The organism is Methylomagnum ishizawai (assembly GCF_019670005.1).
Taxonomy (GTDB): domain Bacteria; phylum Pseudomonadota; class Gammaproteobacteria; order Methylococcales; family Methylococcaceae; genus Methylomagnum; species Methylomagnum ishizawai.
Map to the genome: position 1 here is coordinate 3,286,750 of NZ_AP019783.1, position 19,550 is coordinate 3,306,299.

Here is a 19,550-nt window from a genome sequence, read left to right on the forward strand (position 1 = left end):
TCAATCGACCCGTTCGGGGAAATGCGCCAACGCCTCGTCCCGCCCGGCTTCCAGCGCCTCCCAGTCCGGCAATTTCCCCATCCTGATATAAACCGCGTCCACGTTCTGCTTATCGAAGAACGCGGAGATCGGGCGATAGATTTCCCGCACCAAATCGGCATCCCGCACTTGGCTCAAATCGGTCATGGCCCACCCCCCGCCAGGATTGGGGAAAGCCGCGCCGCCGTCCCCGGCGGCGCGGTCCGGTTTCAAGCGGCAGGCGGTTCGGTCGCGGCCCAGGCCGGCAGGGCCTGGACCTGGGCGGACCAGCGGGCGATCTGGGCATAGCCTTCCAGCGGATATTTCCCCGGCACGGCGTACATCAGCGCGGCCGCCACCGCCACGTCCGCCAGGGTGAGGCCGTCGCCCACCAACCAGTCGCGCCCGGCCAGATGGCCATCCAGCACCTTGGCGAAACGGTGGAATTTCTCCTCGACCTTGGCGAGTTCCGCCGGATCCGGCTCGCCCCGGCCCAGCATCGGCTTCAGGATGTTCTCATTCACATAGACCATACAGACCTGCGACCAACTGGACGACTCCCAGAACAGCCAGCGGGCGATATCGGCCCGGACCCGCACATCGTCCGGGTACAACGGGGTATCGCCCTGTTTCGCGGCCAGGTATTGGAGGATGGCGTTGGATTCCCACAGCGTGAAATCGCCATCCACCAGGGTCGGCACCTTGCCGTGCGGGTTGAGCTTGAGGAAGGCGGGCGCCTGCCCCTTGCCGGCGAACAGATCGACGAACTCGGTTTCCAGCTCCAGGCCCAGCAAGTGCGCGACGATCCTGGGTTTGCGGGCGAAGGGCGAAGCGGGGTGGAAGTACAGTTTCATACGGATTCCCTCGGTGGATTCAGCGATGGTTGAATGCGAGCGCGCGCGTCCCAACGGGACGGGGCATATCAGAACACATATTCTGGAATCCGTAAAGCAAAATCAGAACGTCCGTTCTGATTCCCGGCCCGCCGGAGAGTCCAGGGTGGACAAGGCTACGCCCACCATATTACCGATGGCCGTGGGTTCGACCCCGGCACGGGCCATCATCGGCAGGGCGTGCATGACGCCGAACAGGAAATCGGCCTCGCGGTCCACATCGTAGCCAGGCGGCAATTCGCCGCGGCGCACGGCGTTGTCCAGCATCCGCCGCAATCCGGCGCGCAGGCGTTCGCGGGCGGCGATGACGGTCGCCGCCACCGCTTCGTCGCATTGCCCGAGTTCATGCATGGAATTGAAGATCAAGCAGCCCAGTTGGTTGCCCGGTTGGCTCATGAAACAGCGCAAAGTGTCGAACAGGGTTTTGACCGCGTCGAGCCCGGCGTCGGGCGGTTCGATGATGTCCAGCAGGGGCCGGATGATGGTGGCGCGGTAATGTTCCAGGGCGGCGAGGAACAGGCCGCTCTTGCCGCCGAATTCGCCATAGAGGCCATAGCGGCTGACCCCGGTGGCGCTCACCAGGTCCTCGATGGAGGTGCCGCCATAGCCCTTTTCCCAAAACACCCGCATGGCCTTGTCCAGGGCCGCGTCGGGGCTGAATTCCCGGCTACGCGCCATCCCCCCTCCCCCGCCGTCCCATATCCGGCTTCATGCTTGGAACAACTCCGCCACGTCCAGCGCGGCCTCGGGAAAGGCGATGGGAGCCAAGCGGCCCGCCGCCAACTTCTGGACTTGGCGGTAAACCCCGTCCCCAGGCTGGGCATAAACCTCGACACAGCGGGAAGGGATATCGACCAGCCAATATTCCGGGATGGCGTGCTTGGCGTAGAGCGGGGCCTTGATCTCGCGGTCGGTGCGGACGCTGGTATCGGCGACCTCGACCACCAGCAGCACATCGGCGGCGGCGGGCAGGGCTTTCATGTAATGGTCAGAACGATAGCGGAGCAAGGCGAAATCCGGCTGCGGCGCGGAATGGCGCGACAGCCGGATTGGATATTGCACCCAAGCGGTCGCACGGCCCATCAAGGTCGGCATTAGCCATTCGGACAAGCGCGTACCCAAGCCTGCATGGAAACTACCTATCGGCGACATCTCGATCACCTCCCCCTCGATCAACTCCACCCGGTCTTCGGGGCCGAAAATCCCCGCCTCGCCCATGCGGTAATAATCATCGACCGTGAGTTTGTAATGCGGTGCCGCAACCGGCGGATTGTGCATGACGGCGGCCATCGGCCCTTCCTCCATTCAGATGATTTGCAACACCACCTTGCCCGCGGTATGCCCGGTTTCGAGCTGGGCATGGGCGGCGGCGGCTTGTTCCAAGGGCAGGGTCTGGCCGACATGCGGCCATAAACGGCCCTGGTCGATCAAATTGGCGCAGCGCTCCAGGATTTCGACCTGGTGGGCGCGGGCCGCGGGCAAATCGCGCAGCATCGGGGTCAGCATCAACTCGAAACCGATGCGGAGGTTGCGCAGCCGGGCCTCCTTGAAAGAAAACCCGCCCGGATCGAGCAGGGTCACGAGATCGCCGAAATGGGCGGTGCAGTCGACGCTGCGCCGGAACACCTCCGGCCCCACCGTATCGACCACCAGATCGGCCCCGGCCCCGCCGGTCAGCCGGTTGGTTTCGGCCACGAAATCCTGTTCGCGGTAGTCGATGACCTCGTCCGCGCCGTATTTCTTGGCGAAGGCGGCGCTTTCCGCCGAACCCACCGTGGTCAGCGCCCGCGCCCCCTGGAGCTTGGCCAATTGCAGGGCCACATGCCCCACTCCGCCCGCGCCCGCGTGGATCAGCACCGTCTGTCCCGCCTGCAAGCGGCCCCGGTCGTACAACATGCCCCAGGCCGTGATCAGCACCAGCGGCCCCGCCGCCGCCTGCACGAAATCCAAGGCCGGCGGCATCGCCGCCGCCCAGCGCTCCTCCAATACGGTGTATTCGGCATAGTTGCCCGGTTCGCCGCCCAGGCCACCGTGACAGAACCACACCCGGTCGCCGACCTTGAAGCGGGTGGCTCCGGCCCCGGTCTCGACCACTACGCCCGCGCCATCGCAGCCCAGCACGGCGGGCAAGGCATCGGGATAGAACAGCCCGCCCCGGCGCAATTTGGTATCGACCGGATTGACCCCGGCGGCGTGGAGCCTGACCTTGATCTGGGTGGGCGTGGCGATGGCGGGTTCGGGAATGTCACGGGGGACCAGTACCTCGGGTCCGCCGACGGCGGTCATGACGATGGCTTTCATGGTGTTATCTCCTTGGGTTGTTCGAGCGGCGATCCCGGCCCAACGGCGCGGCGGAACCCAACCAGCGCTCCAACAGGCCGGGCCGCCGGATGCCCAGCAGGTGTTCCCACCAGTAGGGCTTGTCCAGGCTGGAAACGATCACCCCGCCCTTGGCGCTGCTGGAATGCACGAAGGCGTTATGGCCGATATAGATGCCGACATGGGAATAGGGTTCGCCGGTGGTGTTGAAGAACAACAAATCGCCGGGCCGCTTGTCGCGCTGGTCCAAGGGCGGCAGCGCCTCGGCCATGTCGCGCGCGGTGCGGGGCAGGCGGATGCCATGGCGGCGGTAGACATGCTGCACGAAGCCGCTGCAATCGAAGCCGCCCTCCGCCATCGATTCCCCGCCCCAGACATAGGGCGTGCCCCGCAGGCTCAGGGCGTAATCGACCACCGGACCCATATGGGAACGGCTGGCGGCGGACGGTGGCGGCGGTGGTGGCTTGGGCGTGCTGGCGCAACCGGCCAGGAGCGCGGGCAACAACAGCGGGAAAAGCAAACGATAGGGTATGGCAGGCATGGTAGTTTGGGCGCAATCAGGAAAAGCGACACGGCGGCTTAAAGTTAAATGTCCGGCCCGCTCCCGTCCAGCGGCGCGGCCTCGGCGGCGGCCCACAACCGCCGGTAGTCTTCGTAACCATAGCGCTTCGCCAGCCGCGGGCTGCCGTCCGCTCCGCGCAGATAGAGCGCGGGCAGATCGTAGCCATTGAAGCGGCTGGCCTTGACCAGGGCGTAAGCCCCGACGTTCTCGAACAGCAAGGCGTCGCCCACTTGCAAAGGCCGGTCGAAGCGGTATTCCCCGAACACATCCCCCGCCAGGCAGGTACAGCCCACCAACAGGCAGGCGTGTCCGCCGTCCGGGCGGTGTTCCCGCAGGGCGGGCGCCTTCTGGTACTCGAACACCTCGGGCAGGTGGTGGACGCCGGTATCCAGCACCGCCACCGCCTTGCCCCCGCGCTCGAAGCGGTCGATCACGCGGGTGGCCAGGCTCCCGGCCCGCCCGACGACGGCCTTGCCCGGCTCGAAGAACACGTCGAGATCGTGGCGGCGCTTGAAGTCGAGGACCACCCCGGCCAAATCCCGCACGTCCTGCCCGGTTTCGAGCAGATAGCCGCCGCCCAGGTTGATCCAACGCAGCCCATCCAGGCGCGGACCCAGGCCTTGTTCCAAGCGGGCCAGGGTTTCCCGCAATGGCGCGAAGCTTGCTGACTCAAATAAGGTATGGAAATGTAACCCTTCGATCCGGGTGGCGATTCCAGGCTCCCCGGCCAGCGCGGCGGCGAGTTCCGCCAGCGGCACGCCCAGCTTGGAATACGGGCGGCAAGGGTCGTAACGCGGATCGTCCAGGAAGGAAAGCCCCGGATTGACACGGATTCCCGGCGACACCCGCGCCGGCAGGCCCGGCAGGAAACGCCGGCACTGCTCCAGGGAATTGAAGCTGAGATAATCGCAAACCGCCGCGATGCCGTCGATGTCCCCGGCGCGGAAACCGGGCGTGGTGATGTGCAATCCGACCCTTCGCGGTGCGGAATGCGCGAACTCGGCGGCCCAGCGGGCCTCGAACAGCGAACTCGCCGAGAATCCATCCACCCCCGGCAGCACGGCATCCAGGATAGCCTCCCAGGGCAGGGCCTTGACCGAATACAACAGCCGCGCCCCCGAGCGCCGCCGGACCTCGGCCAGCAGGGCGAGTTGGCGGGCGATGCGGGACTCGTCGTAGACGAAGGCCGGGGTATATTCGGGGATAAAGTGCGGGATTTGATCTTGCATATCGGGAATAATGCGGTGGGCGTGGATGAAACGCGAGCGCTCCGGCGTTTCCGGCCCGCGGATTGAAAAGCTACTGACAAGCCCCCGTGCTTGGTCTATAGTTCCGTGACACCTGTCACCGGATGATAAAGGCATAACAATATTAGAGTAAACGCAGCCACCCACGTCCACAGCGCGTCGGATCGCAGCGTCGAGGTGTATCAATGTTGACACAAGACCCCAAGATCATCAGCTTCGAAACCGTACAAGCCAAACAAAAAGAAGCGCCCAAATTCCCCACCCAGCGCATCGCGGCGGAAATCCGTAACCTACAAGCCAAAGTCCTGACCGAACTGCTCCAATATTTCTTCACCGTCATCGACGACGAGCTGTTCAAACGCTCGGGTTCGGAATCGGTCCACCAGCAAACCCTCTACTTCGAAACCATGCGCCGGGTCCGGGTGGAATCCGCCACCCTCCAGGCCAACTTCCACGAGCGGGTGGCCCGCCAGATCGACGAATTCTTCAGGAAAAAACCCGCGCCCGCCAGCGACGCCGGCAGCGCCGCGCCCGCCCTCGGCGATCTCGGCTTCTCGCTGGTGGAAAACGAGGTGCTGGAAGAGGAAATCGCCCTCACCGCCATGACCGAAAAGGGCAACAACCTGTTCCAAACCCATTTGTTCAGCCTCAACAAACGCTTCGCCGCCCTGATCGAACGCGAGGAGCTCGACAACCAGGACAACCCCCTCGCCCCCCGCGCCCTCTGCCATACCTTCGCCGAGGCGCTGAAGCCGCTGACCCTGGACGTCGTGGTCAAGCTCCTGATCTACAAGCTGTTCGACCAAGCCGTGATCGGCGGGCTGGGCAAGCTCTACCTGGAATTGAACAACCACCTGGTCAACGAGGGCGTGCTGCCCAACCTGACCCGCAATATCAAACGCCCCATGATGCCCGGCTCGCCCTACGCGGGCCGGTCCGCGCCCGGCGGCGGCCCGGCCCGCGGCCTCGCCGACGAGGGCGTGAGCGACAATCCCCAGGCCTACCTGGAAGTATTCCAGAGCATGCAAGCCCTGCTCAACGGCTGGCGCGGCCAAATGGGGATGCCCGGCGGCGATTTCGGCGAGGGCTATCCGCAGGGACCGGCGCTGGACACCGGCGAGGTGGTCAGCGTCCTCAGCATGATGCAAGCCCCGGCCCTGGCCGAAGGCCAAACCGGCGGGGCCAGCGCCGAGGACCTGAAGTCCTTCCTGCTCCAGCGCCAAGCCCAGGCCGGCGAGGCCCGGCCCCTGGCCCGCTCGGACGAGGACATCATCGACATGGTGGCCCTGATCTTCGATTTCATCCTGGAGGACCGCAACCTGCCCGACCCGGTCAAGGGCTTGATCGCCCGCCTGCAAATCCCGGTGGTCAAGGTCGCGATGCTGGAAAAATCCTTCTTCGGGCGCAAGAACCATCCGGTGCGGCTGCTGCTGAACGCCCTGGCCCAGGGCGGCATCGGCCTGGATTCCAGCGAGAGCGTGATCGACACCCCGGTCTACAAGAAGATCGAATCGGTGGTGAACCGCATCCTCGACGAATTCGACCAGAACGTCGGACTGTTCTCCGACCTCCTCGACGAATTCATGGCCTTCCTGGAAAAGGACGGCCAGCGCAGCCGCATCGCCGAGGAACGCACCCGCCAGGTCACCCAGAGCAAGGAACAGGTCCAGCTCGCCAAGCGCAAGATCGCCTACGAAATCGCCTCCCGCCTCGAAGGCAAATCCACCCCGGCGGCGGTGCGCTCCTTCCTCTACAACACCTGGAAGGACGTGATGGTGCTGTCCTACCTGCGCCGCGACAAGCAGCCGGGGGATTGGGAAGTCGCGCTGGAGGTCATGGACAAGCTGATCTGGAGCGTGATCCCGCCCCAGGACGCCCAGGCCCGCAAAGCCATCATCCAGACCATCCCCAAACTCATCAAGGCGATCCGGGCCGGGCTGGAATCGATCTCCCTCGACCCGCAGTCGGTGGCGAACGCGATCAAGGAACTCGAAGCCAGCCACGTCACCTGCCTGTCCAGCCCGGCGGGCGCAGCCGCCGCCGAGGGCGAAGCCGCCAAGGCCGAGGCCGCGCCCCCGGAAGAACCCCAGGTGGAAATCCGCGACCCCGAACTGGCCGAGGCCATCATCCAGATCCGCTCCAACCTGCCGGATATCGAAAACCTCACCCTCCAGGACCTGAGCCGCCCGACGGACGATATCGGCGTGGAGGAATACGTCCTGTCCGACTTCGTGATCGAGGACGAATACCTGTTCAAGGCCCGCGAACTCCAGGTGGGCGAATGGGTGGAATTCGACGAGGAGGGCGGGCACAAGAAGCTGCGCGGCAAGCTCTCCTGGAAGAGCCAGGTCACGTCCACCTATGTCTTCGTCAACCGCAAGGGCACGAAGGTGCTGGAAATCCCCCTGGGCGAACTGGCGCGGCGGATGGGCGCCCACCAGGCCAGGGTGATCGAGGACGCCGCCGCGCCGCTGATGGACCGCGCCTTCGGCGCCCTGATGAGCAAGCTACGCACTTCCCCCGCCCCCAAGAGCGCCTGAGCGGGACCGGCCCGCCGCCCCTCCCGGCGGCGGGCCTGCCCGGAAACGACAAAGCCGCCCCCGCCCGGCATGGGCGGGGGCGGCTTTTCATCGCCCGCCGCGTCAAGCCGCCGGGCGCGGCCTGAACGAATCGAGCAACAGCAGGGCGACGCCCACGGTGATGGCCGAATCGGCCACGTTGAAGGCCGGGAAATGCCATTCCCCGTAATAGGCGTCCAGGAAATCGATCACATAGCCATAGAGGACGCGGTCGATCAGGTTGCCCAAGGCCCCTCCCAACACCAAGGCCCAGGCGGCGGCCTCCCAAACCTTCGATCGATCCAGCCGCGCCAGCCAGCGGCAAATTAAACCGCTGGCGGCGACGGCGAGGACGATGAAGAACCAGCGCTGCCAGCCCCCCGCCTGCGCCAGGAAGCTGAACGCCGCGCCCTGGTTGCGGAGATAGGTCAGTTGGAAGAACGGCACCAGTTCGATGGATTGATACAGCCGCATCGAGGCATCGACCATCAGCTTGGTGGCCTGGTCGAGCGCGATCACCCCGGCGGACAGCCACAGCCAACGCAGCATGGCGCTCACGCGAAGCGGCGGGTTTCGCCGCCGCCAACCACGTTCTCGACGCAGCGCCCGCAGAGTTCCGGGTGGTCGGGATGGCCACCGATATCGGCGCGGTGGTGCCAGCAGCGCACGCATTTGGCGTGCGGGGACGCCACGGCCCGCAGTTCCAGCCCTTCGATTTCGGTGGGCAGGGTGTTCTGGGCACCGGCCAGGGGCAACAGCCGCACCTCAGAAGTGATGAACACGAAACGCAGCTCATCGGCGACCGGGGCCAGCTTTTCCATCACGGCTTCGCTGGCGTAAAGCTCGACCTCCGCGCCCAGCGAGGAGCCGATCTCGTTGCGGACCCGCAGGACCTCCAATTCCTTGCCCACGGCTTCCCGCACCTTCAGCGCGAAATCCCAGAATCCACGATCCAGGGCCGCGCCTTCGTCCAGCGGGAACAAGCCGGTATACCAGGTTTCCAGGAACACCGATTCGCCGCGCTCCCCTGGCAGGTAGCGCCAGATTTCATCGGCGGTGTAGCTGAGGATCGGGGCCAGCCAGCGCACCAGCGCCTCGGCGATGTGGTACATTGCGGTTTGCCCCGAGCGGCGCGGCAGGCCGTCCTCGGCGCAGGTGTACTGGCGGTCCTTCAGCACGTCGAGATAGAAGCTCCCGAGGTCCACCGAGCAGAAGTGATGCACCCGCTGATAGACCTTGTGGAATTGGTAGCTTTCGTAAGCCTCGGCGACTTCCCGCTGCAACTGGTAGGCGCGGTCCACGGCCCAGCGGTCCAGGGCCAGCAGGTTCTCGGGCGCGACCACGTGCTTGGCGGGATCGAAGCCATTCAGGTTCGCGAGGAGATAGCGGGCGGTATTGCGGAGGCGGCGGTAGACATCGGCGGTGCGTTTCAAGATTTCGTCGGAAACGCTCATCTCCGCTTCGTAGTCGGTGGACGACACCCACAGCCGCAGCACATCCGCGCCCAGGTTCTTCATCACCTGCTGGGGCGCGACCACGTTGCCCTTGGACTTGGACATCTTCTTGCCCTGCGCGTCCACCGTGAAACCATGGGTCAAGACCTGCCGGTAGGGCGCGTCGCCATTGACCGCCACCGCCGCCAACAGCGAGGACTGGAACCAACCGCGGTGCTGATCGGAGCCTTCCAGGTACAAATCGGCGGGATAGCCGAGCGTGTCGTCGCGGTTCAACACGCAGTAATGGGTGACGCCGGAATCGAACCACACGTCCAGGGTGTCGGTGGTCTTGCGGTAGTGCGCCGCTTCCGCGCCCAAGAGTTCCGCCGGATCGAGATCGAACCACGCCTCGATGCCGCGCTGTTCGATGCGCTGGGCGACTTGCTCGTTCAAGGCCAGGGTCTCGGGATGGAGTTCGCCGGTTTCCTTGTGGATGAACAAGGCGATGGGCACACCCCAATTGCGCTGGCGGGACACGCACCAATCCGGGCGGTTGCCGACCATGGCCTCGATCCGGGCCTGGCCCCAACCGGGAATCCACCGCACCTTCTGGATTGCCTCCAAGGCCGCCCGGCGCAGATGGTTCTTCTCCATGGCGATGAACCATTGCGGGGTGGCGCGGAAAATCACCGGGGTTTTATGCCGCCAGCAGTGGGGATAGCTGTGTTCGATGCGGGCCTCGTGCAGCAGGGTGCCGTGTTCCTTCAACACCTCGATCACCCGCGGATTGGCGCTCATCACATGCTGGCCCGCGAACAAGGGCGTATTGGGCAGGAATTTACCATCGTCGCCCACGGGATTATCGACCGGCAGGCCATAGGCTTGGCCCACCACGTAGTCTTCCTGGCCATGTCCCGGCGCGGTGTGGACGGCACCCGTACCGGCGTCCAAGGTGACATGGTCGCCCAGGATGATCGGCACCAGCCGGTCGTAGAACGGATGTTTGAGCTTCAAGCCTTCCAGCACCGAGCCTTTGCAATAGGCCACGACCCGGTAGTTCTCGATTCCCGCGCGGAGCATCACATCCTTCATCAGGGCATCGGCGACCAGGAACCGCTCGTCGCGGTCGCGACAATCGACCACCACGTATTCCACCTCCGGCCCCAAGGCCACGCCTTGGTTGGCGGGCAGGGTCCAGGGCGTGGTGGTCCAGATCACCACCGACAACGGCCCCGACCCCGTGGCCCCCGGCACACTATGGCAGCGCCGGATCAAATCCATCTCGTCCAGCACCCGGAACTTCACATCGATGGCCGGGGAATGTTTGTTCTCGTATTCGACCTCGGCCTCGGCCAGGGCCGAGCCGCAATCGGTACACCAATGCACCGGCTTCGCGCCCTTGGCCAAATGGCCGTTGGCGCAGATGCGGCCCAGAGCCCGTACGATATCCGCCTCGAACCGGAAATCCATGGTCAGATAGGGCCTGAACCAATCGCCGAACACCCCCAGCCGGATGAACGCCTCGCGCTGGATATCCACCTGCTCGGCGGCATAGGCCCGGCACGCCTTGCGGAACTCGGCGGCCTCGACCTTGACCCCGGCCTTGCCGATCTTCTTCTCCACCATCAATTCGATGGGCAGGCCATGGCAATCCCAGCCCGGCACATAGGGCGCGTCGAACCCGGCGAAACCCTTGCTCTTGACGATGATGTCCTTCAACACCTTGTTGACGGCGTGGCCGATGTGGATTTCGCCATTGGCATAGGGCGGGCCATCGTGCAGCACGAACTTGGGGCGGCCTTGGAAGGTCTCGCGGATGCGCTCGTACAACCCCAGGCTCCGCCAGCGTTCGAGCTGCTCCGGCTCGCGCTGCGGCAGATTGGCCTTCATGGGGAAATCGGTGGCGGGGAGGTTGAGGGTGGCTTTGTAGTCGGTGGTCATGGCTCGAAACAGGGAATGGATACTGAACGCCCGCTCCGCCCGGAAGCGGGCCAAACTCATCGGCCCTGGAAATATTCCCTGGCCGCCGTAACATCTTTCCCGATCTGGACGCGGAGTTCCTCGATCCCGGCGAACCTGCGCTCGTCCCGGATTTTGCGGTGGAAGATCACCTCCACCAAACGCCCGTAGATATCCTCGGAAAAATCGAACAAAAAGGTTTCCAGCAGCACCCGCTGCCCACCGCCCACCGTGGGCCGGAGCCCGACGTTGGCGATACCGGGCCGGGGTGCCGCGCCAAGACCGGCCATTGTAACGGCAAACACCCCCTGCACAGGAGTATTTTTCCGCCGCATCAATAGGTTGGCGGTGGGAAAACCCAGGGTGCGGCCCAGCTTGGCCCCATGCACCACCCGCCCACAGACCAGATAAGGCCGCCCCAACAGCCGCGCCGCCCGCTCCAAATCGCCCGCGGCCAAAGCCTCGCGGATCAAGGTGCTGCTCACCCGTTCGCCCTCGACCAAGACCGAGGCCGTGTCCACCACCTCGAACCCCCGGCGCAGGCCGAACTCCCGCAGCATGGCGAAATCGCCCCGGCGGCGCTGGCCGAAACGGAAATCGTCGCCCACCACCAGATATTTCACGCCCAGCTTGCCGATGAGGATATCCTCGATGAAGGCTTCGGGCGGCAGATCGGCCAGGGCGCGGTTGAAACGCAACAGCAGGACGCAATCGACCGGCAACTCGGCCAGCCGGTCCAGTTTCTCGCGGAGGCGCATCAAGCGCGGCGGCGCGTCGTCCGGGCTGAAATATTCCCGCGGCTGCGGCTCGAACAACACCACGCAGGTCGGCAAGCCCAAACGTCTTCCCGCCGCCGCCAAACCCTCGACCACGGCGCGGTGGCCGACATGGACGCCGTCGAAATTGCCGATGGTGGCGACGCAGCCCCGTTCGGACAGCGGCGCGGAAGCGGAACCCAGGATCAAATGCATAGATGGAAAACCCGTGGTATTCAGGCGGTTTCGGCCAGGAGGACATGGCGGGGCCGCAGCCCCAGAACGGCGAGGCAAACCAGATAGGCGGCGAATCCCAGCCCGATCCACAGCCCCAGGTGCAGTGCCCGCGCCTTCAAGGTCCAATCCGGCCAAGCATAAGCTCCGGCGGCGTGGATCAACAGCCCGGCCATGAGCGCGGAGGCCCAACCCACCCGGAGCAGGAACGCGGGCCAACCCGGCTCGGGCCGGTAGACCCGCTCCCGCGCCAGCCGCGCCAGCAACAGCCCGGCATTGCACCAAGCCGCCAGCGCCGTGGCCAAGGCCAGCCCGGCATGTCCCAGCCCCCAAGGCGCGGCCAGCCACACCAACAGCAAGCCCGCCGCGAGATTGACGCCGACGGTATAGACCCCGAAACGGGCCGGGGTCGCCAAGTCCTGGCGGGCGCTGAACCCCGGCACCAGCACCTTGACCCCGATGAAGCCCAACAAGCCCACCGCATAGCCCATCAGGCTCAAGGCCGCCATCTCGGCGTCGTGGGCGGAAAAGCGCTCGTATTGGAACAAGGTATAGACCAAGGGCTTGGCCAGCAGCGCCAGCCCCAAGGTCGCGGGCAGGCCGATCAAGACCATCCAGCGCAAGGCCCAATCCAGGGCGCGGGAAAAGGCTTCGGGGTCGAGGTTGGCGTGCCGTTTCGACAAATGCGGCAGGATCACCGTACCGATGGCGACCCCGAAAATCCCCAAGGGGAATTCCACCAGCCGGTCGGAATAATAAAGCCAGGACACGCTGCCCGACACCAGGAACGAGGCGATCAAGGTATTCAGCAGCAGGTTGAGCTGCCCCACCGAAGTCCCGAACACGGCGGGGGCCATCAGCCGGGCGATGCGGCGCACGCCCGCATCGTCCAACCCCAGGCGTGGACGCGGCAACAAACCCAAGCGCCACAAGGCGGGCAACTGGAACCCCAGTTGCAACACGCCCGCCAACAATACGCCGAACGCCAGGGCCACGATGGGCTGCGGCAACCGCGGCGACCACCAAAGCACCGCCGAGATCATCGACAGGTTCAACAGCACCGGGGTGAAGGCCGGCACCGCGAAGTGCCCATAGGTATTGAGGATGCCGCCCGAGAACGCGGCGAGGCAGATGAAAAACAGATAGGGGAAGACGATCCGTAGCATCTCCACGCTTAGCCCGTATTGCTCGGGGTTTTGATAGAAACCGGGCGCGAACAGGAGGATCACCACCGGCGCGGCCAGGGTGCCGACCCCGACCGCCAGGGCCAGGACCAGGGCCAGGGTTCCGGCGGTGCGGTCGAGGAAGGCGCGGGTGGCATCGAGTCCCTGGTTTTCGCGGTAATCGGCCAGCACCGGCACGAAGGCTTGCGCGAACGCCCCCTCGGCGAACAAGCGCCGGAACAGGTTGGGCACCTTGAACGCCACGAAGAAGGCGTCGGTCCCGGCGTCCGCGCCGAAGTAGCGGGCGATGACCACATCGCGGACGAAGCCCAGGATGCGGGAACCTAGGGTCATGCCGCCGACCACGGCGGTGGATTTGAGGAGATGCTTGCTCAGGACCGAGAACCCGCGTGCTTCAAAGAAAGCGGCGGATTATAAAGCAGGCCGGGGCGGAGCGCCGCCCCGGCCACATAGGCGAAACACGGGTGGTCTGTGTATCGTGCGTCGTCATAAAAAATGACACCCCTAACAGCCCGGCGAGGAGCGTTCACTTTTTTTCGATTTCATGTCTTTGAACCAGTTCTCATTTTGAGAAATAGATTAAAATTTGCCTATGGGATTTTGCAAACCAATGCATCGCAAACTAGAGGCAATTATGAAACCGTATTCATCGATGACCCTGCTGGGCCTGGCCCTAGCCCTGGCCCAACCGCAAGCTTCCGCCAGCTCGCTGGCGGGCACGGTCACTCTGGGAGGCACCTACTCCGGGACCATCCAGATGCGCGTGAACGGCAATACCACTTCGCAAGGGGAAGGCGGCGGCAATATCGGCGGCTCCTCCGCCGTGATCGGCAGCTATAACGTCGGGCTGTCGCAGTTTTATTGCGTGGACATGTTCACCGGCGCGTCCTTGAACGCCACCTACAACGCCAGCTTCAACACCGACGGCCTGATCAACGGGAACGCGGTCCCCAATGCCGGGCAAGTGGCTTGGCTGTTGCTCAATATCGCGCCGACCGCGACCACCCAACCCCAATACCAAGCCCTGCAAGGCTTGATATGGCACCTCGAAAACGGCAACAACGCCATCTTCGACCAGATCAGTAATAGCGCGGCGGCGGTGGGCTATTACAACCAATATGTCAGCGCCCTGGGCAACAACACCGCTCCGGTGAATTCGGTGATCTGGATCAATCCCCTCAACGCCAGCGGTGGCCATTATGCCTATCAAGGCTTCGCCGCCGTGCCATCCGGCACCACGGTCGCGGCTTTGTTCAATGTTCCGGTGCCGGCTACCGTTTACCTCCTGGGCGCGGGGCTGGTGGGCTGGACCTTCGGCCAGCGCAAGCCGGTCCGCCGTCCGCTGTCGGCGTAGGCTGGGTCGACGGCCCGCGGGAGCGGAAACTTCCGCGGCGGACGGTATTCCCGCATCAACCATGGGAACGATGGACGAGGGGCGATAAAATCGACCGCCACGCCCCCGGAGTCCTCACCCATGAATCTCGCCCAGCAACTCCCCGCACCCAGCCTCTACGAGCAGCTTTGCGCCCTGCCGGACAACCTCGTCGGCGAAATCCTCGGCCACACGCTCCACACCCAGCCGCGCCCGACCGGACGCCATGGCCTGGCCGGGCGCGGCCTGAGCGTCAACCTGGCCGGTCCCTACGACCTGGGCCGGGGTGGTCCCGGCGGCTGGTGGATCATCGCCGAACCCGAGGTCCACTTCGTCCGCGATATCGAAATCGCCGTGCCCGACCTCGCGGGCTGGCGGCGCGAACGGATGCCGGACATCCCCGACGGCCACCGCTTCGAGGTGGTGCCCGATTGGGTCTGCGAAATCCTCTCCCCCGGCACCGCCAAGAAGGACCGCGGCATCAAGCTCCCCCTGTACGCCCGCCACGGCATCCCGCATTGCTGGCTGGTCGATCCCGTGGAACGGACCCTCGAAGCCTACGAACTGCGGCAAGGCTTCTGGACCCTGCTGGCGACCCTCAAGGACGACGACCCCGTGTCCCTGCCCCCCTTCGACGCGATAAGCTTCGCCCTGGCCGAATTGTGGGCCTGAGTCCACGGCTGCGCTTTCACGAATGGCATAACACCTTTTCCACCCGACCCATGAAAATCCTCGAATACACCGGGCTCGATATCGGCAAGCACAAGGCCCAATACCAGAAAGTCCTGGACGCCATCGCCCGCGACGATTTCCGCCAAGCCGATATCAAGAAGCTCGCCAATATCGCCCACGGCAAGTTCTACCGGGCCAAGCTGGACGCCGCCACCCGCCTGCTGTTCTCGCTGGTGCGGCATGGCGACACGGTCTACGCCCTGATGTTGGAAGTGATCGAGAACCACGCCTACGACAAATCCCGCTTCCTGCGCGGGGCCGAGGTGGACGAGGACAAACTGCCCGCCGTCGATTCCCACACCGCCGCCCAGGACGCCGACCCGGTGCGCTACATCCACCCCGAACGGCGCGAAATCCACTTGCTGGACAAGGTCATCTCCTTCGACGACGCCCAGGAAGCCGTCTACCGCCTGCCGCCGCCCTTGATCGTGGTGGGTTCGGCGGGCAGCGGCAAAACCGCCCTGACCCTGGAAAAGCTCAAGCACACCGAGGGCGAGGTGCTATACGTCACCCATTCCGCCTATCTGGCCCAGAGCGCCCGCGACCTCTACTACGGCCATGGCTTCGACAAGGAAGGCCAGGACACCACCTTCTTCTCCTATCGCGAATTCCTGGAAAGCCTGCGCGTCCCGGAAGGCCGGGAAGCCGGTTGGCGCGATTTCTCGGCATGGTTCGGACGGATGCGCCAGCAGTTCAAGGGCATCGAAGCCCACCAGGCGTTCGAGGAAATCCGGGGCGTGATCGCCGCCGACGCGGGCGGGGTCTTGGCGCGGGAAGCCTACCGGGACTTGGGCGTGCGGCAATCGATCTTCCCTCGGGAACAGCGCGACCCGCTGTACGATTTGTTCGAGAAATACCGGGCTTGGCTGGCCGAGGCCAAGCTCTACGACCTCAACCTCGTGGCCCACGAATGGACCCCAGCCGCCGCGCCCCGCTACGATTTCGTGGTGGTGGACGAGGTGCAGGACCTCACCAACGCCCAGTTGGCCCTGGTCCTCAAAACCCTCAAGAAGCCGGGCCATTTCCTCTTGTGCGGCGATTCCAACCAGATCGTCCATCCCAATTTCTTCTCCTGGAGCAAGGTGAAAAGCCTGTTCTGGCGCGATCCCGAGTTGGCGGCGCGGCAGGAACTCCGGGTGCTACGGGCCAATTTCCGCAACAGCCACGAGGCCACCCGCGTCGCCAACACCCTGCTCAAGATCAAGCACCGCCGCTTCGGCTCCATCGACCGCGAGAGCAATTTCCTGGTGGACGCGGTGGCGGGCGAAACCGGGGCCGTGACCGTCCTCAACGACAAGGACGCGGTGAAGAAGGAACTCAACCAGAAGACCAAAGCCTCGACCCAGTTCGCCGTGCTGGTCATGCGCGACGAGGACAAGGCCGAGGCCCGCCGGTTCTTCCAAACGCCCCTGATCTTCTCCATCCACGAGGCCAAGGGGCTGGAATACGCCAACATCATCCTCTACCGCTTCGTCTCCGACCATCGGGCCGAATTCGCCGATATCGCCGAGGGTGTGACCCCGGAGGATTTAAAAAGCGACGACCTCGAATACCGCCGCGCCAAGGACAAGGCCGACAAATCGCTGGAAGTCTACAAGTTCTATGTCAACGCCCTGTACGTGGCCCTGACCCGCGCCATCCAGAACGTCTACCTGATCGAATCCGACAGCCGCCATCCCTTGCTGGGCCTGCTCGACACCCGCGCCGGCAGCGACAAGGTGGACGTCGCGGCCAAGAACTCCACCCTGGACGATTGGCAGCGCGAAGCCCGCAAGCTGGAATTGCAGGGCAAGCAGGAACAGGCCGACGCCATCCGCGCCAATATCCTCAAGCAAACGCCGGTGCCCTGGCCGGTGTTCGACGAAGCCCGGCTGCGCGATACCCTGGTCAAGGTGTTCCGCGAGCAAGTGCCCGGCTCCAAACTCAAGCAGCAACTCTACGAATACGCCACCTGCTACGACGAGATGGTCCTGGCCGTTTTGCTCGGCCAGGAAGCCGGGTACGAAGCCGCCCGCAATTTCCACAAGCAACGCGCCACCCTGGGTTACAAATACCTGATGCCGTATTACGGCAAGGTGTCCAAGGAGGTCTTGCAGCAATGCGAGCGCCACGGCGTCGACCACCGCACGGCGATGAACCTGACGCCCCTGATGGCGGCGGCGGTGGCGGGCAACGTGGCCCTGGTCGAAGCCCTACTGGAACGCGGTGCCAACCCGGAACTCACCGACCACCTGGGCCGCAACGCCCTGCATTGGGCCATGGTCGAAGCATTCCGCGAACCCAAGTTCGCCCAGGGACCGTTCGCGGCCATCTACGAACGCATCGCCCCGGCCAGCATCGACCTGCGGGTCGGCGGGCGGCTGGTGCGCATCGACCGCCATCTGACCGAGTATTTCCTGTTCCAAACCCTGTGGGCGCAATTCAGGAGCCGGTTCCTGAAGCACGAATGGGGCGATTTCCCCTCGTTCGATACCGGCACGATTCTGGAGGCTTGGCAACACCTGCCCAAGAACGTGCTGAAACCCGAACGCAACAAGCGCCAGCATCTTTCCAATGTGCTGTCGCGCAACGAGATGGACCGGGATTACGCCTATAACCGGCGCTTGTTCAAGCGGATGCGCCAGGGCTGGTATCTGTTCAACCCCGAGCTATCGGTGCGGCGCAAGACCCCCGAGGGCGAAACCTGGGTTCCGGTGTACGAGGCGCTGAACCTCAAGCTGGTGAAGGAATTCGCCCAGCCGCCGCTGTGGACCTATATCGACAACCTGCTGAAGAGCGGTGGGATCGAGCCGCCGGAGGGCGTGCCGGTGGCCTGCGAGCGGCGGGAGCGGCGTTTGCAGCACGACCGCGAGGCGGAAGCGGCGGCGCGGGCGCGGATGCAGGCCGACACGGAACGGCAGCGGCGCGAGCGGGAGGAGGAAATCCAACGGATGCTGGAGGCTTATAAACAGCGGAAGCCTGGAAAGGGGAAGAAGAAATAGGGCGGGTTCCGCCGGATTCCCAAGCCCGGCTTGCTGTGGCAAGACCGGCGCTTGGGAACGGGGGACATCTTGGATCAAGTCCGATATTCGGCGTTGATCCTGACGTAATCGTAGGAAAAATCGCAGGTCAAAACGGTCTGGCTGGCTTCGCCCCGGCCCAGGGCCACGCGGACCAGGATATCGGGCCGGGCCATGACGGCGGCACCGGCTTCCTCGGTGTAGCCGGGGGCGCGGCCACCGTGTTCGACGATCAAGACATCGCCCAGCCAGATCGACACGCCGTCGATGTCCAGCCCCACGCAACCGGCCCGCCCCACGGCGGCGAGGATGCGGCCCCAATTGGGATCGCTGGCGAAGAAGGCGGTCTTGACCAAGGGCGAATGGGCGATGGTCTTGGCGACGGCGTGGGCCTCGGCCTCGTCCTGGGCCGCGTCAACCTGGACGCGGATGAACTTGGTGGCTCCTTCCCCATCGCGGACGATGGCCTCGGCCAAATCGGCGCAGACTTCCCGCACCGCCTCGGCGAACAGGGGGAACCCGGCGCTGTCGAGGCGCAATTCCGGGTTGCCCGCCGCGCCCGAAGCCAGCAGCACGCAGGCATCGTTGGTGGAAGTGTCGCCGTCCACGGTGATGCAGTTGAAAGTGACATCGACCGCCTTGCCCAAGGCCGCTTGCAGGCTGGCCGCTTCGACCTTGGCATCGGTGGCGACGAAGGCCAGCATGGTCGCCATATTGGGCTGGATCATCCCCGCGCCCTTGGAGATGCCGGTGATCGTCACCGTATGGCCGTCGAGTTCCAAGGTCCGGCTGGCCAGCTTGGGCCGGGTGTCGGTGGTCATGATGGCGCGGGCGGCGCGTTCCCAGCCGTTTTCGGTCAGCGCGGCCAGGGCTTCGGGCAGGGCCGCTCCGATCTTGTCCACCGGCAGGTATTCGCCGATGACGCCGGTCGAGAACGGCATCACCCGCTCGGCGGCACCACCGGCCAGATCGGCCAACAAGCCGCACGTGGCGCGGGCATCCTCCAGGCCCCGCAGGCCGGTGCCGGCGTTGGCATTGCCGGAATTGATGAGCAACCAGCGCGGCTGCCGGGCCAGATGCTCGCGGGCCACGATGACCGGCGCGGCGCAAAAGGCGTTGCGGGTGAACACGGCGGCGGCGCTCGAACCCTCCGCCGCTTCGATCACCAGCACATCGTCCCGGCCCGCCCGCTTGATGGCGGCCCCCGCCGCGCCCAGGCGGATACCGGGAACCGGCAGGGCTTCCATGGATTTGACGATTCGGCTCAACTCCCTACCCTCCG

General features: G+C 64.9%; 16 protein-coding genes. 4 read left to right on the top strand and 12 right to left on the bottom strand.

What is annotated here, in order from left to right; translation table 11 throughout:
• The 7 genes from K5658_RS14965 to K5658_RS14995 form a co-directional block, all read right to left on the bottom strand.
• The gene (locus tag K5658_RS14965; protein WP_221063916.1) at positions 1 to 186 is read right to left on the bottom strand and encodes a hypothetical protein; all 186 of its coding nucleotides are present in this window, start codon (positions 184 to 186) and stop codon (positions 1 to 3) included.
• A gap of 62 nt (positions 187 to 248) precedes the next feature.
• On the bottom strand, positions 249 to 872 hold the full coding sequence (locus K5658_RS14970; RefSeq protein WP_221063917.1) for a glutathione S-transferase family protein: 624 nt from the start codon (positions 870 to 872) through the stop codon (positions 249 to 251).
• A 102-nt stretch (positions 873 to 974) separates the two neighbouring features.
• On the bottom strand, positions 975 to 1,589 hold the full coding sequence (locus K5658_RS14975) for a TetR/AcrR family transcriptional regulator (RefSeq protein ID WP_221063918.1): 615 nt from the start codon (positions 1,587 to 1,589) through the stop codon (positions 975 to 977).
• A gap of 30 nt (positions 1,590 to 1,619) precedes the next feature.
• Positions 1,620 to 2,201 carry a Uma2 family endonuclease gene (locus tag K5658_RS14980; protein ID WP_221063919.1) on the bottom strand — a complete coding sequence of 194 codons (582 nt, stop codon included), beginning with the start codon at positions 2,199 to 2,201 and terminating at the stop codon, positions 1,620 to 1,622.
• A gap of 15 nt (positions 2,202 to 2,216) precedes the next feature.
• Positions 2,217 to 3,212, bottom strand: a complete 996-nt coding sequence (locus K5658_RS14985; RefSeq protein ID WP_221063920.1) for a zinc-dependent alcohol dehydrogenase family protein — start codon at positions 3,210 to 3,212, stop codon at positions 2,217 to 2,219.
• Positions 3,213 to 3,216: 4 nt separating this feature from the next.
• Positions 3,217 to 3,771, bottom strand: coding sequence for a C40 family peptidase (locus K5658_RS14990; RefSeq protein ID WP_221063921.1), 555 nt, complete (start codon positions 3,769 to 3,771; stop codon positions 3,217 to 3,219).
• 44 nt (positions 3,772 to 3,815) lie between these two features.
• Positions 3,816 to 5,021: a type III PLP-dependent enzyme domain-containing protein gene (locus K5658_RS14995; protein WP_221063922.1), complete on the bottom strand. Its 1,206-nt coding sequence runs from the start codon at positions 5,019 to 5,021 to the stop codon at positions 3,816 to 3,818.
• 203 nt (positions 5,022 to 5,224) lie between these two features.
• Between K5658_RS14995 and K5658_RS15000 the strand changes: the two genes are divergently transcribed.
• Entirely contained in the window at positions 5,225 to 7,579 is a 2,355-nt protein-coding gene (locus tag K5658_RS15000) for a DUF1631 domain-containing protein (RefSeq protein WP_221063923.1), read from the top strand.
• 102 nt (positions 7,580 to 7,681) lie between these two features.
• Here the strand turns inward: K5658_RS15000 and lspA are convergent, their stop codons facing one another.
• Genes lspA through murJ form a run of 4 tightly spaced genes read right to left on the bottom strand, consistent with a single transcriptional unit; the run spans position 7,682 to position 13,540 of the window.
• The gene (gene lspA, locus K5658_RS15005; RefSeq protein WP_221063924.1) at positions 7,682 to 8,146 is read right to left on the bottom strand and encodes a signal peptidase II; all 465 of its coding nucleotides are present in this window, start codon (positions 8,144 to 8,146) and stop codon (positions 7,682 to 7,684) included.
• A gap of 5 nt (positions 8,147 to 8,151) precedes the next feature.
• Positions 8,152 to 10,974 carry an isoleucine--tRNA ligase gene (gene ileS / locus K5658_RS15010; RefSeq protein ID WP_221066988.1) on the bottom strand — a complete coding sequence of 941 codons (2,823 nt, stop codon included), beginning with the start codon at positions 10,972 to 10,974 and terminating at the stop codon, positions 8,152 to 8,154.
• A gap of 56 nt (positions 10,975 to 11,030) precedes the next feature.
• Positions 11,031 to 11,963 carry a bifunctional riboflavin kinase/FAD synthetase gene (ribF, locus tag K5658_RS15015; RefSeq protein WP_221063925.1) on the bottom strand — a complete coding sequence of 311 codons (933 nt, stop codon included), beginning with the start codon at positions 11,961 to 11,963 and terminating at the stop codon, positions 11,031 to 11,033.
• A gap of 20 nt (positions 11,964 to 11,983) precedes the next feature.
• A complete protein-coding gene (gene murJ / locus K5658_RS15020) occupies positions 11,984 to 13,540 on the bottom strand; it encodes a murein biosynthesis integral membrane protein MurJ (RefSeq protein WP_221066989.1) in 1,557 nt (518 codons plus the stop codon).
• 259 nt (positions 13,541 to 13,799) lie between these two features.
• Between murJ and K5658_RS15025 the strand changes: the two genes are divergently transcribed.
• From K5658_RS15025 to K5658_RS15035, 3 genes are all read left to right on the top strand, one after another.
• A complete protein-coding gene (locus K5658_RS15025) occupies positions 13,800 to 14,519 on the top strand; it encodes a Cys-Gln thioester bond-forming surface protein (protein ID WP_221063926.1) in 720 nt (239 codons plus the stop codon).
• A 120-nt stretch (positions 14,520 to 14,639) separates the two neighbouring features.
• On the top strand, positions 14,640 to 15,209 hold the full coding sequence (locus tag K5658_RS15030; protein ID WP_221063927.1) for a Uma2 family endonuclease: 570 nt from the start codon (positions 14,640 to 14,642) through the stop codon (positions 15,207 to 15,209).
• Positions 15,210 to 15,259: 50 nt separating this feature from the next.
• On the top strand, positions 15,260 to 18,250 hold the full coding sequence (locus K5658_RS15035) for a UvrD-helicase domain-containing protein (protein ID WP_221063928.1): 2,991 nt from the start codon (positions 15,260 to 15,262) through the stop codon (positions 18,248 to 18,250).
• A 74-nt stretch (positions 18,251 to 18,324) separates the two neighbouring features.
• On the opposite strand, the gene argJ is transcribed toward K5658_RS15035, so the two are convergent.
• Entirely contained in the window at positions 18,325 to 19,515 is a 1,191-nt protein-coding gene (gene argJ, locus K5658_RS15040; RefSeq protein WP_221066990.1) for a bifunctional glutamate N-acetyltransferase/amino-acid acetyltransferase ArgJ, read from the bottom strand.
• Between the last annotated feature and the right edge of the window lie 35 nt (positions 19,516 to 19,550).